This is a genomic window from Vibrio sp. E14 (genome assembly GCF_020515785.1).
GTDB classification, from domain to species: domain Bacteria; phylum Pseudomonadota; class Gammaproteobacteria; order Enterobacterales; family Vibrionaceae; genus Vibrio; species Vibrio diabolicus.
Map to the genome: position 1 here is coordinate 87733 of NZ_JAHPJI010000010.1, position 15788 is coordinate 103520.

Sequence of the window (15788 nt, forward strand, 5' to 3'; positions counted from 1 at the left end):
GCGCAAAGGCTACCACACAAATTCGTTGCAACTAAACCGTTAAGCTCACGTCATAAAACTCAAGTAACGCTTTTTCTGCATGCGCGTTCCACACATAGTTGTTGGCGTTCAAAATTGCATCTAATTCGGCGAAGAACGGGTCTTGGTCTGCCAGCGATAAAAAGTCATCAATCGCCGTCAATTGCAGGTCAATATGTGGGTAAATCAACTTCTTACCGCCCGGAATATCCAACTGATTCAGAATCGTATGGGGTGCAGCTTGTAAGCCACCAACATGGGTTATCATGAAAGATGGGTTGATCTTGCCTTGTGAGGAAAGCTCAATAGATTCCACCATGTCACCCTTTGAACCACCGGACGTCCCTACAATATGGGTTGATTCGTAATGCACGTTGTAGAAGTTAAACGGCACTTTGAAATTCTTATCCGTTGGGCCAGCAAAGAAATTCAAGCAACCATCATTGCCAAGTAGCTCATCCGCTTGCTCAAGCACTTGAGCAACCGCCGCGTAGACCATTACATCGTCATAACCATTGCCACCGTTGAGTGCTTTGAGATACGTGACCGGGTCGTCGATTTGAGCCGTGTTCACGTAGTGCAGTTCTACGCCCTGCTCTTTAGCTTTTGCAACGGGAATGAGGCTTTCAGCTCGGTCTAAACGCGCGGCGTCGATGTCCGTCACCACGATCAGTTTTGGCTTTACAGGGCCGTTGATCGCATAGTCAATCGCACCAATACCCATTGGGCCAGCACACGCCAAAAGCGCTAACGCACCACCTTCTTTAATGCCCATATCGTGCTCGTACACGTATTGCGTGGTGTGGTAGCTCGCATGGTACGCACCGATAATGCAAGACATTGGCTCAGCCAGCGACGCATCAGCAAAGTAATCGCCGTGGTAAGGCAGTACGCAGCCTAGGTCGATAGCGATTTTAGGAATGATGGAATACGTTGCGTTGCCGCCAAAGGTTTCGTAGCTGTAACCCGCCGAGTAGCCTGTTGGCAAGCCCATGGCAGGTTGCAGAACAAAGTAATCGCCAGCTTTGAATTGATCTTTTAGGTTCTCACCAACTTCAACAATCACACCTGCATATTCATGACCAGTCATCACTGGCACTTCATCAATGTTTTCAGGAACGCGTTTGTGTTTGCTACCTAACAATGCTGCTTTGTAAGTGGATAGACAAATGCTGTTTGAAATGTTTTTAACCAGAAGTTCGTCGGCTGAAATGTTTGGTAAATCAAAGGTTCTTAATTGAACGTTTTTCTCACCACAGATAACCGCTGCCGTTGTTTGTACCATGATTTCTCTCCTAATTGGGGCGATACCTGCCGCCCCAAACTGCATTGTTAGGCTGGTTGCTCAGTCGCGACCGTTTGTTGCTTAATCTTATCCATCAGCTCGTCAAGCGCTGGGTCGTTGAGGAAGTTCTTGATCGTTACGACTGGTAAACCTGTCGCGTTGACTGCGCGGCTTTCTAAGCTCTCGTGTGTCACGACGATATCGGCTTCACTCGGGACTTTCTCGATGGCAAAGTTCCTCACTTCAATCTCTATCCCAGCTTGTACCAGCTTGCGTTTGAAGGTCGATGCGCCCATTGCACTAGAGCCCATACCCGCATCACATGCGAATGCGATAAATGAAATTGGCTTGCTCGGCTCTTGCGTCGTCGCAGCTGCAACTGGCTTAACTGCGCCTTCTGCTTTCATCTCTTTCATGTCAGAAACTGATTTCTCAAACTCGCTTTCTTTTTCTTCTGATTTGCTCACTTTCAGAATCGCACTTGCTACCAAGAAAGAGACAATCGTTGCACTTGTCACACCGGCGATGGTCGCAATGAAGCTACCTTTCGGAGTAAGAGCAAGGTAAGAGAAGATAGAGCCTGGACTTGGACCCGCGACCAAGCCTGCATCGAATAGGTTGAAGGTTGCGATGCCTGTTGCCGCACCAGCAATCATTGCCACAATCATGATTGGTTTCATGAGTACGTATGGGAAGTACAGCTCATGAATACCACCAAAGAAGTGAATGATGATGGCGCTTGGCGCAGAGCGTTTAGACAAACCCTGACCAAATTTCGCGTAAGCTAGTAGCATACCAAGACCTGGGCCTGGGTTAGATGCCACCATAAAGAAGATAGATTTACCTGTTTCAGCTGCCGCCTGCAGACCTAGTGGGTAGTAAATTCCTTGGTCAATGGCGTTGTTCAGGAACAACACTTTTGCTGGTTCGTTAATGATCGCTAACAGAGGCAGAAAGCCCGTAGCAACCAACGCTTCGATGCCTGATCTCACAAACAAGTTTGCTGCGGTGACTGAAGGGCCAACAATCTCGTAAGCGAACAAACACAACAACATACCGACGATACCCAACGAGAAGTTGTTGACCACCATCTCAAAACCAGAAGGTATGCGGTGTTGAATACGTTTATCCACTTGCACCACAACCCAAGCGCTCAGTGGGCCCATGATCATTGCGCCAACAAACATCGGTATGTCAGCCCCGACAATCACGCCCATCGTACCGATAGCCCCCGCTACCGCGCCGCGTTTTTCACCAACAATCTGACCACCAGTGTAACCAATTAAAAGTGGCAGCAAGTAAGTGATCATTGGCCCCACGAGTTCGCCAAAGGCTTCGTTTGGCATCCAACCCGTGGGAATAAAGAGTGCAGTAATAAAGCCCCAAGCGATAAAGGCTCCGATATTTGGCAGCACCATGGCGGTCAAATGACCTCCGAAGGCTTGCACATTGGCTCGCATGTTTGCTTTCACGTTATGTTCCTTTTAGTATGCTTTTATTATGTCCAGCACTTGTTCTTTGGAAGAAGCTTGTGCCAGTTTTGCAATGTTCTCTTCATCCACAAACATCTCGCTCAACGCTTGAATCACCTCAATGTGGGTATCAGAGTCTTTCGCAGCTAAGGTAATAAGAATATTGGCCGGACCGAGATCCGAACCAAAATCAACAGGTGATGGGAAAATATGAATGCCTAAACCTGTTTTTAAAACACCAGTTTCAGGTCGGGCATGAGGCATTGCCAATCCAGGGCATAACACATAGTAAGGACCGTTTTCTTCCGTTGAACGGATGATTGCATCAGCATAGTGCTGGGAGACGTAACCTTTATTTTCTAGGTATTGAGTGGTCTTTTTAACCGCATCTTGCCATTGGTAAGCGCGATCATTAATTACATCTACTAGTTCGTGGTCGATTAACTCGTACAACATATTTAACCCTATCAACAGTTCGTCATCTGATGGGTTAATTATCAATAACAGAGTCCCAACCGCGCAACCGAGCTACTTTTGCGCTTCGAGTCACACTTTAAAGCCTGTCAATTTGTTTAAATGGACAGAGCTCAAAAATCCCACACGTAAAAAATCTACAAATTTTATTTGAGCAACAAGTCAATAGACGAATTTTGAATACAATCACCTTCTCGAAAATATTCTTAAAGTTACATTATTTAAATCAGATCACATTAGACCTATTGACTCGATATAATTCGTGATTAATTTCAAAGTTCATTTCGAGCCGTTTCTTGATCACTCGCGCTCAAACGTAGATAAGCATCACACTTGTTGGCTAGAAAAAATAAAAACGTCACTGGCTTTCACCAACTTGCAGACACAAAAAAAACCGCCATTCAGGCGGTTTTGATCAGTCCGCAGACCAAACGGATCGTATGTCTGGCCATCCCCAGTTTGTGAGTGCGACATCTTCCAAGACCCCTTGAAAACGTAGCGTCTGAGTATGGTGAAACATCGGTGCAATCCAATATTCGCTAATCAATGTGGACGCAATCGGCTCTAACGCGCTCAGGTAATCTTCAAGCGGTGAGAATGCGCGGACATTTTCCATTTGAGCATCCAACCACGCCGCATTTTGCGCCCCTAAGGTGTGGTAAAGCACGGCATTGCTAAAGAAGTTGCTAAACGCAGACGCATGACGGTTATCGTCCAAGTTAATATTGGTGACAACCAGAGTCTCATCAAGCGTGCCGTTTTTGGCTTTCTCGCTCAGTTCACGGTAGGAGTACATAACGATCTCGACTCGGCTGCCCGCATGTTTTAGACGCGAAGAAATCGCTCGCGCGCACCGGCGCAGCGCAGTGTAATTGTACCCTGCGATGGTGATCAGCTTTGGCAACTTGACCGCTTCTCCAAATGGACGCAACACCGGCTTCCAGTTAGGTAATAAGTTATAAGCAGGTATGCTCCCAAATATAATGTTTTCATTACGCATCACTTCAGCTAGCTGTTCAGGTTGAATCAATTCACTGATGTATCGGCGCTGAGCCTGAGACAAAGCGTGCTTCGCATGATGGTTAAACAATGCGAACAAACAACCGTCTTCCGTTCGACTACGTTTACTCGCTGGTGATACTTCACTGTTTGGCGTCGACATATAGTGGCTGCACATGTCATCAGCAGAATCAGGTTTTGGTTGCAATGTGTTTGCGGCAAGCGATGGATTTTCCATCTGTTCATCGTTGACGATCCATATCGTCACAAAATCCGTTAATACTCGACACGCGTAATAGCCATCAAACGCTTGCAGTTTCAAACGGTTTTCACTGTGCTCAACGACGGAAAATGGACCACTCCCCACCACCAACTTGTTGTTCGCAACGTTCACCTGACTCACGGGCTGAATGCCATATTTCACGCCAGAAATAAGTCCAGCAAAACCAAAGTCAGGTCGGTTAAGCTTAAAAACAACCTTCAATGGATTAAGTGCCGTTATGTTGGCAACATGCGCCAGCTCTTTTTCGTAGTATTCCAAAGAGCTTAATTTGGCGAACAAACTGACAACCGTTTCAGCATCAATTGGGTTGCCATTATGAAAAGTCAGACCCGGACGAAGATAAAATGTCCATTCGTACAAGCTGTCATCATAACGCCAATGATGAGCCAACTCTGGCTGCACCTGTCCGTTGTAATCGCTTGAAACCAAACAACAATAAATTTGGCGAAGCAAAAAACGTTCACTACTTCGCTGCAGTTGATGCGGAACCACACGCTCGAACATACGTTTGTAGGTCAGTTGAATGTTGAGCTGACCTTCTTGAACCGATGCGCCTGACGTTGTTTTCAATAAACGTCCAAACGCAACTTCATCCTCATCTAATATCGCGAGCGCTTTCTCATACTTACCTCGCTTAATACGCGCGAGAGCTAAGCTTTCTTTTAAAGCCTCTAACTCGATATTGAGTACGAGGGTCGAACGCTGATTTCTTCCTGCTTTCGGATACCAACTCAACCACATTTTATCCTGCATTTGCGACAACAGGCTGCGCGCATGCCGAGGAGAGGTAAACAATAAATCAGCGATTTCTTGCAATGTAGTTTTCGTTTCATCACCAACATTAAACGAAAGCAAGCGTTGGTAATAACGAAATAAGTTGAGATCAGACACCGTACGTACCTTAACTCTAGGAGGCCATTCAATAGGCGTATTTTACTGAACTTGGCGGCAATAAAATAAGAAAACTTCCAAACACTTTGTTCCCCTTTTACTAACATTTCGTACCTATATTGTAGGAAAAACCCACCTACTCGGTCTTATCAGGAATAAAGCGAAGAAATCTACTCTCTTTTTTATCTCCCCTTTTTTCACCATACTGATTTGGCTAGCAGGAAATATAGAAAATTGTTCATAACCTAACCCCCAAGCAGAACTTAGCTCCTGATACCACACCCCCAATTCGTCGTATCTTTAAGTTCTGCTTTTTTACTGCCAACAGTTGCGCCTTAGAAAAAGCACACGTACACTTAATCGTAATTCGACGATTAACTATAAAGGTCTGCTCATGAGCAACAAATGCAGCGAAACATGCGAAATTGCTTTTGAAGCCACACAAAAACAACTGGATAAAGAGCAAGCACTCGCCGCTCAAGCAAAAGCGCTGTCTCATCCTGCTCGCTTACGCATTCTGCATATTCTTCACACTTTAGACACTATGGGCGGCTGCTTAAATAGCGATTTAGTCTCTGAGTTAGGTTTAGCGCAATCGACCGTATCAGAACACTTACGTATTCTAAAACAGGCAGGGTTTATCAGTGCAGAACCTAACCCGCCAAAGGTTTGTTACCGCATTCAACGTGAAAAACTGAACGCGTTTAACGCTCAATTTTCCGGTTTATTTAGCTAAGACACGTTGCGCGCTTTCCATGCGCGCAAAGATAAACTATAACCTTATATATCGCCTTTCGACGATAAACGAATAGAGACCACTATGACGACTGAAGTTTTAAATAGTGCCAGCGAAAAAATGAGCTTTCTTGACCGCTACTTAACGGTTTGGATCTTTGTCGCAATGGCCATCGGCGTGGGGATAGGCGCAGCCTACCCGCAAGTAGCAGAATGGAACGAAGCAATGTCCGTTGGTAGTACGAACGTACCACTCGCCATTGGTTTGATTTTGATGATGTACCCACCACTCGCCAAGGTGAACTACGGTCTATTGGGAACGGTAACGAGAGATAAAAAGGCCATCACGCTGTCTCTGGTTATGAACTGGATCATCGGCCCAATCCTGATGTTCGTTCTTGCTTTAACCTTTCTTGGTGATCATCCAGGTTACATGGTCGGTATTATTTTGATTGGCCTTGCACGCTGCATCGCTATGGTTTTAGTGTGGAATGATATTGGCGGCGGCAACAAAGAATATGGCGCGGCCTTGGTGGCATTAAATAGCGCATTTCAAATTCTGACTTACAGCGTTATGGCTTGGCTATTTATCACCGTACTTCCACCGTTCTTTGGCTATGAAGGTTTTGTGGTTGATATTTCCATGGGAGACATTGCGGAAAGCGTATTGATTTACTTAGGTATTCCGTTCCTCGCTGGTTTTCTCAGTCGTAAATGGTTAGTCGCTGCAAAGGGTGAGAAGTGGTACAACGATGTGTTTATTCCTCGAATTTCACCCATTACTTTGATCGCTTTGCTCGCCACCATCGTGCTGATGTTCAGCCTCAAAGGAGAGATGATTTTACAGCTACCAATGGATGTGTTCCGCGTGGCAGTCCCACTAGCGATCTACTTCGTATTGATGTTTTTTACCAGCTTCTTTATCGGGAAGAGAATGGGCATCCCCTACGATAAAAATGCCTCCATCGCTTTTACGGCGACGGGCAACAACTTCGAGCTGGCGATCGCGGTTTCCATTGCTGTATTTGGCCTGAACTCCGATCAAGCATTCGCTGGCGTGATTGGTCCGCTAATCGAGGTTCCCGTTCTGATTGCTTTGGTTAACGTCGCACTGAGGATGAAAACCAAATACCAGAGCTAAAATTGGAAACATAAAGATCGAGCCAAACAGCAATATTAAGTACTAACTGACGACAGTTTTTATGTACTCACTGGGCGTTAAACCAAACTTCCCTTTAAATCGTTGGCTAAAACGGCCTTCCGATTGATAGCCACACAACTGCGCGAGTAACGCAACGTTATATGAACCATTTTGCATCAGGTAGAGTGCGTGATTTAAGCGCACGTCTGCCAGCACTTCGCGATACTGAGTGCCCTCTTGCTTGAGTTTGCGTATCAACGTTGCTCGGCTCATAGCAAAGCGCTCAGCAACAAATTCCAAAGGATGGTCATCGCCCGGAGAGCGTGACAGATAGCGGCTGAGTTTCTGACTGAACGAGGTATTGGAACTCGAGAAAAGCCGATGCAATAGTCCTCGCTCTGCTAACTGCTGATACAACCCCATCATCCAATAACGTTGCGTCGCTTCACTTAAACTTTCCCGTTCAAAAGAAAACAAGGCATTTAATGTCGCTTGCAGTGCTTTGTCTGTCTCCACCGCTGGGACGTAATTTCCCAATGCATTACTCACACTCAGCTCTAACATTTCATCGCTAGGTACACAGTGAAAACTGAACATTCGTGAGAGAAAACGCCCTTGTTGAGGAAGGTTTTCAAAATTCAGCGAAGCGTTTGCTTCACAAAGCATGATGTTAGGATGAAGAATATCAAACGCTTCGTCTTTCCAAAACAAACGCTTACTCCCTTTAATGATCTGGATAAGACTCGGGGAGTGAATCCTGACGTTACGCAACTTTTGCTGCTGCTCCGCACGAAATAACGTGACTTGATATTGGTGGCTCATCTTCTCCCCTTTCTTATTTAATTATCGTGTGTAAGTGGCGGTTAACTTCGCTTTGTCCAATGCGACACTATTCAACGTGAATCCCACAACCGCCGCTGGCGTGTTCTCATCCAAGTTCAACTTGTCACTTGGCAAGGCCCAAACGGTAAACTGGTAGCGGTGCATACCATCTTTTTCTGGAGGACATGCGCCGCCAAAACCAGTAGTACCGTAATCGATACGAGACTCCTTACCGCCGAGCTTGCTAATATCAACGCCACGAGGCAATTCGTTAACTGAGGCTGGAATATCAAACGCTATCCAATGCCAAAAACCACTGCCTGTTGGTGCATCAGGATCGTACGCGGTAATCGCAAAACTTTTTGTACCCTTTGGAACGTCTTTCCACATCAGTTGTGGAGACTGGTTCGCACCATCACATCCCCAACCTGAATATTCAAATGTCTTCGCCATTGGATGACCTTCTTGAATATCTTTGCTCGTTAGTTCAAAAGCGTGGGCAGAGCCGATAACCAAAACGCTAAGGGCCAAAACAGACTTGTGAATCGCTTTCATGTGTTTATTCCTTTCAATGAGTTCAATTCAAGTCTATTCATCAACCCAAGCCAGGGCACACCAATAAGTATCATAAAACATAAAATCACCGTCTATTTTGAAACTTTAAGATTCTAACATAAATTTCTTATTTTCTGAGTTGCATCTGGTTTATGCTAACTAACCACTTATAGAACAAGGAAGACAAAATGGAACTGGATATCTTCGTCGTTGACGCATTTACAGACACGCAATTTAAAGGCAACTCAGCCGCAGTTGTACCCTTGCAAGAGTGGTTAGAACCAGATCTAATGCAAAACATTGCAGCGGAAAACAACCTCTCTGAAACCGCGTTTGTTAAAGCGATTGGTACGAATCAATATGAAGTACGCTGGTTTTCGCCACTCACAGAAATCGACTTTTGTGGACATGCAACGCTCGCCGCTTCTATGGTGTTGTTCGACCAACTAGGCGTTACAGGAAGTATTGAGTTTCACACATTAAAAGTGGGCACCTTAACCGTAATTAAGAACGCACTTGGCAAGATTGAAATGACATTTCCGACAAGAGCGCCACACCCCGTCAACGCCATTCCTACGCAATTAATTGAGGGATTAAACTGCGAAGTAACACACGTACTGCTTAGCCCGCAAGCTTACTTCGTCATCGTGGAAGATGAGCAAACCGTTTTCGATGTTCAATATCGATCCGACCAACTGAAACAACTCGCCCCTTACGATGTCGTCGTCACATCAAAAAGCAGTCAATACGACTTTGTATCTCGCTACTTTTGGCCAGCAAACGGCGGAGATGAAGACCCTGTCACAGGATCAATCCACGCAGGCTTAGCACCATATTGGGCGCAAGAGCTCGGCAAAGCATCTTTAGTGGCGTATCAAGCATCAGCGCGTGGTGGCGTTCTGTACTGCGAAGTCAAAGAGGATTGCGTCAATGTATCTGGTGATGGTGTGTTGTATATGAAAGGCAAAATTTACGTCTAAGTGTGCCTCGAAGATTGGCGTTAACTGTTTTTATCCTTGAGAGCCTAGCCGCCCGCTAGGCTTTTCTATTTCCTGCTGCTTCTGCGTTAATCGTTACAAAGGTGTTCGACAATACACACTGGAGAGCCTATCTCACAGTCATAACCCGTTGCAGTAATTTCCCCTGTTTGAGGATTGCGACGAAAGCTCACCACATTGTTGGAATGTTGATTGGCAACCAGCAACCACTTTTGATCATGAGACAACACAAAATCTCGTGGAAAAGCCCCTTCACAGTGAATGGCTGCTCGCCTTTTGGGCGTATCACCAGACACATCAAACACACTGATTTTGTTCTGAGCTCGGCAAGAGACATACAAAAACGTTTCATCTAACGAAAGACGAATCGCCGCCGCCGCTTGCTGATTATCTTCCCCTTCTAATAATTCTGTTTGATTCGAGATAAGCCATTTATCTTGGTGCTTAACCAACACAATCAAGGTTTCTGACAGTTCGCAAGCCACATACGCTGTCGACTCTTGTTGGTTAAACACCACATGGCGCGGTCCCGAACCTGCGGGTAAATGAATCACTTGCGACAGTGAAAAAACCGGCGGCTGGGCATCGTAATCATAAATAAAGACGCTATCGCTGCCCAAGTCTACGACAACCAATTGATGACTGTGCTTTAAAAACGTGACTTGATGAGCGTGAGGAGAAGTTTGGCGCTCTAAATTCGGCCCGCATCCATCAACGTATAAATCCGCCAATAAACCAAGCGGTTTACCATCGCGATCCAATTGAAATACGCTAACATTTCCAGAGCCATAATTAGCAACCGTCAACAACGTTTTTTTGATATCCAAATGACACGGATAATCGCCATTAATCGGCAAAGAGACGGATTCACTACCGCGAAAAAACGCGAGCTCTGCACCTTCATTTCTATCCATTTCGCTAAACGTATACAGCCCGTGTTCGGTGATCGTGAGATAGGACGGATTACGTTGAACTACAACATCGTCAAGCCGAGTCAGTTCACCCGTTTCAGTGTTCAGCGATAGACGCGCAATGCCCGTGCTCGTACTCGGTGGGTTGGTGTAAGTGCCAATATAAAAATGCACGTGACCAGTTGTTGTCATGGATGGCCTTATATGAGTGATTCGTATTATTCAACACCTTGCCTATTGTCATGGCAGACCGCAATCCATTTTACGAATCAGCCACTTAAAATGTGAAGTGATTTCTAATTCAGAATCAAGTGACAACTTGCTGCCCCAACTAGCCTAGTGTTTATCGCTGGGCATTTAATTTTACTTATCAGGAAAAACCTGACCTCGTTCAAGGTTTTTTCATTCCACCTCGCGACAAGCTTGTTCCAACGCTAAGCCTCTCTATTTAAAAAGAATCGCTTGTAGATAAAATGCTAAGCTCTAAAAAGAAATCGTTATGGATGGCGGTTAGCGACGGATTGGCGGGCTCAATCAACACGCTCATCTCCGCAAGTTATCTATTCATGCATTACTTCTTCAAAGGAAGCACCGCACTATGAAGCGAATCATTTTTGGCACATTGATTATTGCCCTTTTAAGCGCCTGTTCAAAAGATAACACGCACCAAGCGCTTGGCACCTTAGAGCGTGACCGCGTAACATTTACCGCCACATCTAATGAGATAATTAGAGCCCTTCCTGTCAAAGAAGGCAGCTTGGTCAGTGAAGGGGAAGTGTTGGTTCAGCTCGATACTAAGAATCAACAAGCAGTTCTTGCACACGCCGTTGCCGAGCAAGCCAAAGCGGGAGCGTATTTGCTTAAATTGACCAATGGTGAACGCCCAGAAGACATTGCTGCTGCATCGGCACGCGTAGCCCGAGCGGAAGCGCAGCTCACCGAAGCGCAGAAAAACTATCAACGCAAAGCAGAACTAGTGCGTAAAAAACTCATCAGTCAATCCGAAAAAGATTCCGCTCTTGCGGCAAGGGACTCGGCGAGAGCCGAATTAGACTCAGCAAAAGAAGAGTTCAGTAAGCTCACCGCAGGTTCTCGCCTCGAAGACATCGAACAAGCTAAAGCCGCTTTAATGGCGGCAAAAGCCGAAGTAGCGTTGCAAGAGCAAAAACTGGCAGAACTCACCATCACGGCCACGCGTGACGGTACGCTCGATAATTTGCCTTACAATCTTGGCGAACGCGTACCAGTGAACGGTGTGGTTGCCGTGATTCAAGCCAACCGCGTGCCGTATGCGCGAGTGTATGTTCCTGCCGATTATCGAATCGGGTTTATTCCTGGAAAAACCGTGACGGTGAATGTCGATGGTCTTGAGAGTCCATTACAAGGCACCGTACGTTGGGTGGCTAGTGAGCCTTCATTCACGCCCTACTTCGCACTAACCGAAGAAGAACGTTCACGATTGATGTATCTAGCAGAAGTTGATTTACCTGAGTCTGCCAAAACGTTGCCGTCCGGTGTGCCTGCCCAAGTAGATTTGGTGGAGTAAACCAATGAACGAGTATGCAATTCAAGCTCAAAATGTGGTCAAAAAGTTCGGCGACTTTACTGCTATCAATAACATCACACTCAACGTGCCCAAAGGCAGCATTTACGGATTTTTGGGGCCAAATGGTTGCGGTAAGTCGACCACCATTCGTGTGCTCACCGGCCTTCTTAGCCCCAGCGAAGGCAGTGTGGATGTGCTTGGGTTAGAAATCCCAAAACAATCCGAACAACTGCGGCTCAAAATTGGCTACATGACACAAAAGTTCTCGTTGTACGACGACCTATCCGTTCAAGAAAACCTCGAATTTATTGGGCAAATTTTTGGTTTAAGCAGCAAGTCGCTGAAAGAGCGGATAGAAGAGCAGCTCACCACTTACGGGTTGGATCAATTGCGCAAACAGCGCGTAAGCGGCATGAGTGGTGGACAAAAGCAGCGCCTTTCACTCGCCGCCGCGACCATGCACAAACCCGAACTGCTATTTTTGGATGAGCCGACATCCGCCGTTGACCCCGAAAATCGACGCGATTTTTGGGAGCAGTTGTTCGACTTGTGCGATCAAGGTACGACGATTTTGGTCACCACGCATTACATGGACGAAGCGGAACGCTGCCACCGTCTGGCAATCATGGAATCAGGCGAAATTCGTGCCGATGGTGAACCCGAACGGTTAATGGAACAAATGGGCGTTAATATCATTGAGGTGAAAGCCGACAAACTTCGTGAACTTAAAGAAAAGCTGATTCAACGTGACGAAGTTCGCTCTGCGGCGCAGTTGGGGATTCGTTTACGCATCCTTATCCACCAGCATGTCGAGCAGCCGATTGAATGGTTAAAGCAGACGTTTCCTGAACTTCAAAACGCTGAAATGAACCACGCTCGCCCAAGCTTAGAAGATGTTTTTGTCAGCGTGACAGGGAAAGGCCGCCAATGATGAAACCTATCGCTCGCATGAAAGCCGTCATGATCAAAGAGATTCGCCAACTTTCCCGTGACCGAATCACATTTGGCATGGTGGTGATGATCCCGCTTATCCAGCTTTTGCTGTTCGGCTTCGCAATCAATACGGACATTCGCAACATTCCGGTAGGTGTTGTTGACCAAAGTGGCAGTACCGCCGGGCGGATCATTACCCAGTCCGTCAAAGTCACTCAAGTGGTGGATATCAAAGAAACCTATGCCACCGCGCAAGAGGCTGAACAAGCGATTCAAGATGGTATTGTGCGCGCAGTGCTGATTTTGCCAAGCGATCTCACACAACGCATGATGCAAGGTCGAGAGCTTGGGCAATGGATTGTGGATGGGTCAGATACCATGATCAGCTCGGCAATATTGTCGTTGCAAACCATGCCATTGACCGATTTTGATTTCGAGATTCGCCCAGCGCCAAGCAAAACATTCGAAGTCGCACTCTACTACAACCCAAGTCGTCGTTCTGCGGTCAACATCGTACCCGGCTTACTCGGTGTGATTCTCACCATGACGATGATTTTGTTCACCAGTGCCGCGATTGTACGAGAACGTGAGCGGGGAAATTTGGAGCTATTGATCACCACGCCCATCCACTCGATAGAGCTAATGGTGGCGAAAATCGTGCCGTATATCTTTGTCGGCTTAATTCAGGTTTTCATCATTCTAGGGTTGGGACATTGGATTTTCGGCGTACCGATTAACGGTGCAATCAGCCAAATTCTGTTTGGAACCTTGTTGTTTATCGCCGCCAGCTTAACTTTAGGGTTGGTCATATCCACCATCGCCACAACACAGCTTCAAGCGATGCAAATGACGGTGTTCATTCTTCTGCCTTCGATTCTGCTGTCTGGATTTATGTTCCCTTACGAGGGCATGCCAGTCGCAGCACAGTGGATTTCAGAAGCCCTGCCCGCCACTCACTTTATGCGCATGATTCGAGGCATAGTGTTGCGAGGAGCGGATCTGATGGACTTATGGCGAGATACCCTTTGGTTGCTTGGGTTTACCGTATTTGGATTGGTCGTCGCGTCACTGAGGTTTAAGAAATCACTCGATTAAACTTGCCCATTTTTTCTCTTCTGCAGAAACAAAAATAGCCTCGACAATGAGGCTATTTTTGTTTGGATATTCAAATTTAGTTTTACCGGACTTAACTAAGCAACTCACCTTAATAATATTCTCCGTACGAGCAGTCTCGTAAGTCTGAAATACTGTAGTTTTTCAAAGAGTTGATTTTAAAGTTAAACACCACCTGTTTACAGACGACACCTTCACGATCGGTATAGGTAATAAAGCCTTCACTGTAAGCACGTTTGCCATCAGAAGACGTAACATCGGCCACGAGTTCTAAATGCCCTTTGTGCGCCTCTACGCGATTCATCATCTCAAACACATCCATCCACTCTTCGCGATTTGCCATTTGTATCAACATGGATTTGGCCTGTGTTTCCAACTGCTGCGGATACACGTAATAACGGTTGTAACCAAAGTATGCGCACATCAGTAATAAAACGAGTGCAAATGAGGTTGTTCTTGTCATGCAAGCTGCCTCTTGTTGTTATAAAAACTCTGCTTCGTTAGTTCAGTATAGGAAGCAAGCAAAGTTTAGGTCATGGAACTTGCTCAAATAACAGAGAACAGTCAGAGACAGTCAATTCTATGAAAAGCTCAGTACCGGTTTTACTTATGAAACATGACAAACTCTAAGGGCTTTAACTATGGAATATGCGCACCGATCTGGGTTGTCACCATGCGGTGATCTGAGCCTTGTGGTAAAGCAGAGGATTCACGAGAGCATATGATTCGCTGTTCTTGCTCAGATTTTAGCCACAAATGATCAATGCCTATCATCATCGGCTCTGGCACGTTGATGCCTTTGATGTTAGTTGGCCAGCTCGTCACTGGCGCAGTTTGAAAACTCGGGAATAGCGCAGAAAAACGAGGGCTAACCGAGGAGAGATTGAAATCCCCCACAACCAACACCTCTGGCTCGGGATAAAGCGCGGTCAGCATTTCTATGGTTCGCACCAGCGCATTTCTTTGATGCCAAAGCTCGCTGGTTCTTGGTGACGGTGGATGAGCCGCAAACAAAGAGATCGGTGCTTGACTTTTAGGCAGCCAAACCGCTCTGATGACTTCTTGTCCATTTGGCGCACGATAAACCGAAACCTCCGTGATGGGGTGTCGGCTAAGAATCATCAAATTTGAAGGGTATCCCACGTCACGTTGACCACCTTAATAATGCGGATAGACATCATCCAACATGTGCAAAAGGCTGCCAACACGAGGCGTCAGTTCTTGCATTACAACCAGACCAGCAGGATGCCTCAACAGATAGTTGATGAACTGATTGATGTCTGAGTTTTCGTAAAAAAGATTGAATTGAATGACGCTCAAAGACTGCGAGCAAGACGCCACATGGCTGCGCTGCGGCGGAACAAGTAACAAGACAAACAAAATAGCGACAAAGGCAGAAAATGCACTTTGCAACCATCGGTGAGCGATAAAAAACGCCGAGGCTAAAACAACGTAAGTGAACACAATGAGGGCGGGAATCGAGGTAAGATTCTCCGCCCACCAAATATGTTCAATTTGCCTGACCACCAGCCAAATGAAAGCTGGCAAAAGCAATATAACCCACTTAAAAACGCTCGACACACGCACTGCTCATTTGGCTATTACATATCAT

At 46.1% G+C, this 15788-nt stretch carries 14 protein-coding genes and 1 pseudogene; 6 read left to right on the forward strand and 9 right to left on the reverse strand.

The features are described 5' to 3' along the window. Window positions 1–31: 31 nt before the first annotated feature. The 4 genes from LIX84_RS20470 to LIX84_RS20485 all read right to left on the reverse strand — a co-directional run bounded on the left by LIX84_RS20470 (window position 32) and on the right by LIX84_RS20485 (window position 5422). Window positions 32–1303: a zinc-binding dehydrogenase gene (locus tag LIX84_RS20470; protein WP_226422079.1), complete on the reverse strand. Its 1272-nt coding sequence runs from the start codon at window positions 1301–1303 to the stop codon at window positions 32–34. Between the two features lie 47 nt (window positions 1304–1350). Next, window positions 1351–2775, reverse strand: coding sequence for a PTS mannitol transporter subunit IICB (locus LIX84_RS20475; protein WP_329958998.1), 1425 nt, complete (start codon window positions 2773–2775; stop codon window positions 1351–1353). 12 nt (window positions 2776–2787) lie between these two features. Further along, on the reverse strand, window positions 2788–3231 hold the full coding sequence (locus LIX84_RS20480; RefSeq protein WP_005391226.1) for a PTS sugar transporter subunit IIA: 444 nt from the start codon (window positions 3229–3231) through the stop codon (window positions 2788–2790). Between the two features lie 433 nt (window positions 3232–3664). After that, complete coding sequence (locus LIX84_RS20485) at window positions 3665–5422, reverse strand: SgrR family transcriptional regulator (protein WP_226422080.1); 1758 nt, start codon at window positions 5420–5422, stop codon at window positions 3665–3667. Window positions 5423–5816: 394 nt separating this feature from the next. Between LIX84_RS20485 and LIX84_RS20490 the strand changes: the two genes are divergently transcribed. Both LIX84_RS20490 and arsB read left to right on the forward strand, forming a co-directional pair. Continuing rightward, the gene (locus LIX84_RS20490; RefSeq protein WP_005391232.1) at window positions 5817–6158 is read left to right on the forward strand and encodes an ArsR/SmtB family transcription factor; all 342 of its coding nucleotides are present in this window, start codon (window positions 5817–5819) and stop codon (window positions 6156–6158) included. 84 nt (window positions 6159–6242) lie between these two features. Further along, window positions 6243–7298: an ACR3 family arsenite efflux transporter gene (gene arsB, locus LIX84_RS20495; protein ID WP_005391233.1), complete on the forward strand. Its 1056-nt coding sequence runs from the start codon at window positions 6243–6245 to the stop codon at window positions 7296–7298. A gap of 42 nt (window positions 7299–7340) precedes the next feature. Here the strand turns inward: arsB and LIX84_RS20500 are convergent, their stop codons facing one another. After that, entirely contained in the window at window positions 7341–8120 is a 780-nt protein-coding gene (locus tag LIX84_RS20500) for a helix-turn-helix transcriptional regulator (RefSeq protein WP_226422081.1), read from the reverse strand. Between the two features lie 21 nt (window positions 8121–8141). Continuing rightward, a complete protein-coding gene (locus LIX84_RS20505) occupies window positions 8142–8675 on the reverse strand; it encodes a YbhB/YbcL family Raf kinase inhibitor-like protein (RefSeq protein WP_005482606.1) in 534 nt (177 codons plus the stop codon). A 188-nt stretch (window positions 8676–8863) separates the two neighbouring features. Between LIX84_RS20505 and LIX84_RS20510 the strand changes: the two genes are divergently transcribed. Continuing rightward, window positions 8864–9655, forward strand: a complete 792-nt coding sequence (locus tag LIX84_RS20510) for a PhzF family phenazine biosynthesis protein (protein ID WP_046873726.1) — start codon at window positions 8864–8866, stop codon at window positions 9653–9655. Window positions 9656–9741: 86 nt separating this feature from the next. Here the strand turns inward: LIX84_RS20510 and LIX84_RS20515 are convergent, their stop codons facing one another. Next, entirely contained in the window at window positions 9742–10776 is a 1035-nt protein-coding gene (locus tag LIX84_RS20515) for a lactonase family protein (protein WP_226422082.1), read from the reverse strand. Between the two features lie 406 nt (window positions 10777–11182). On the opposite strand from LIX84_RS20515, the gene LIX84_RS20520 reads away from it, so the two are divergent. Genes LIX84_RS20520 through LIX84_RS20530 form a run of 3 tightly spaced genes read left to right on the forward strand, consistent with a single transcriptional unit; the run spans window position 11183 to window position 14158 of the window. Further along, a complete protein-coding gene (locus LIX84_RS20520) occupies window positions 11183–12130 on the forward strand; it encodes an HlyD family secretion protein (protein ID WP_005462020.1) in 948 nt (315 codons plus the stop codon). 4 nt (window positions 12131–12134) lie between these two features. Continuing rightward, a complete protein-coding gene (locus LIX84_RS20525) occupies window positions 12135–13061 on the forward strand; it encodes an ABC transporter ATP-binding protein (protein ID WP_226422083.1) in 927 nt (308 codons plus the stop codon). Beyond that, window positions 13061–14158 carry an ABC transporter permease gene (locus LIX84_RS20530; protein ID WP_005498311.1) on the forward strand — a complete coding sequence of 366 codons (1098 nt, stop codon included), beginning with the start codon at window positions 13061–13063 and terminating at the stop codon, window positions 14156–14158. The genes LIX84_RS20525 and LIX84_RS20530 overlap by 1 nt, the downstream gene beginning before the upstream one ends. A 109-nt stretch (window positions 14159–14267) precedes the next feature. On the opposite strand, the gene LIX84_RS20535 is transcribed toward LIX84_RS20530, so the two are convergent. Both LIX84_RS20535 and LIX84_RS20540 read right to left on the reverse strand, forming a co-directional pair. Further along, complete coding sequence (locus tag LIX84_RS20535) at window positions 14268–14639, reverse strand: hypothetical protein (protein ID WP_005391248.1); 372 nt, start codon at window positions 14637–14639, stop codon at window positions 14268–14270. A 176-nt stretch (window positions 14640–14815) separates the two neighbouring features. Then, window positions 14816–15757, reverse strand: a pseudogene (locus LIX84_RS20540) (endonuclease/exonuclease/phosphatase family protein). Window positions 15758–15788 lie beyond the last annotated feature (31 nt).

What these genes read in the sequence shown, in the direction of transcription:
- LIX84_RS20470 (WP_226422079.1), bottom strand. Translation starts at nt 1,303, where the DNA reads ATGGTACAAACAACGGCAGCGGTTATCTGTGGTGAGAAAAACGTTCAA.
- LIX84_RS20480 (WP_005391226.1), bottom strand. Translation starts at nt 3,231, where the DNA reads ATGTTGTACGAGTTAATCGACCACGAACTAGTAGATGTAATTAATGAT.
- LIX84_RS20490 (WP_005391232.1), top strand. Translation starts at nt 5,817, where the DNA reads ATGAGCAACAAATGCAGCGAAACATGCGAAATTGCTTTTGAAGCCACA.
- arsB (WP_005391233.1), top strand. Translation starts at nt 6,243, where the DNA reads ATGACGACTGAAGTTTTAAATAGTGCCAGCGAAAAAATGAGCTTTCTT.
- LIX84_RS20500 (WP_226422081.1), bottom strand. Translation starts at nt 8,120, where the DNA reads ATGAGCCACCAATATCAAGTCACGTTATTTCGTGCGGAGCAGCAGCAA.
- LIX84_RS20505 (WP_005482606.1), bottom strand. Translation starts at nt 8,675, where the DNA reads ATGAAAGCGATTCACAAGTCTGTTTTGGCCCTTAGCGTTTTGGTTATC.
- LIX84_RS20510 (WP_046873726.1), top strand. Translation starts at nt 8,864, where the DNA reads ATGGAACTGGATATCTTCGTCGTTGACGCATTTACAGACACGCAATTT.
- LIX84_RS20515 (WP_226422082.1), bottom strand. Translation starts at nt 10,776, where the DNA reads ATGACAACAACTGGTCACGTGCATTTTTATATTGGCACTTACACCAAC.
- LIX84_RS20520 (WP_005462020.1), top strand. Translation starts at nt 11,183, where the DNA reads ATGAAGCGAATCATTTTTGGCACATTGATTATTGCCCTTTTAAGCGCC.
- LIX84_RS20525 (WP_226422083.1), top strand. Translation starts at nt 12,135, where the DNA reads ATGAACGAGTATGCAATTCAAGCTCAAAATGTGGTCAAAAAGTTCGGC.
- LIX84_RS20530 (WP_005498311.1), top strand. Translation starts at nt 13,061, where the DNA reads ATGAAACCTATCGCTCGCATGAAAGCCGTCATGATCAAAGAGATTCGC.
- LIX84_RS20535 (WP_005391248.1), bottom strand. Translation starts at nt 14,639, where the DNA reads ATGACAAGAACAACCTCATTTGCACTCGTTTTATTACTGATGTGCGCA.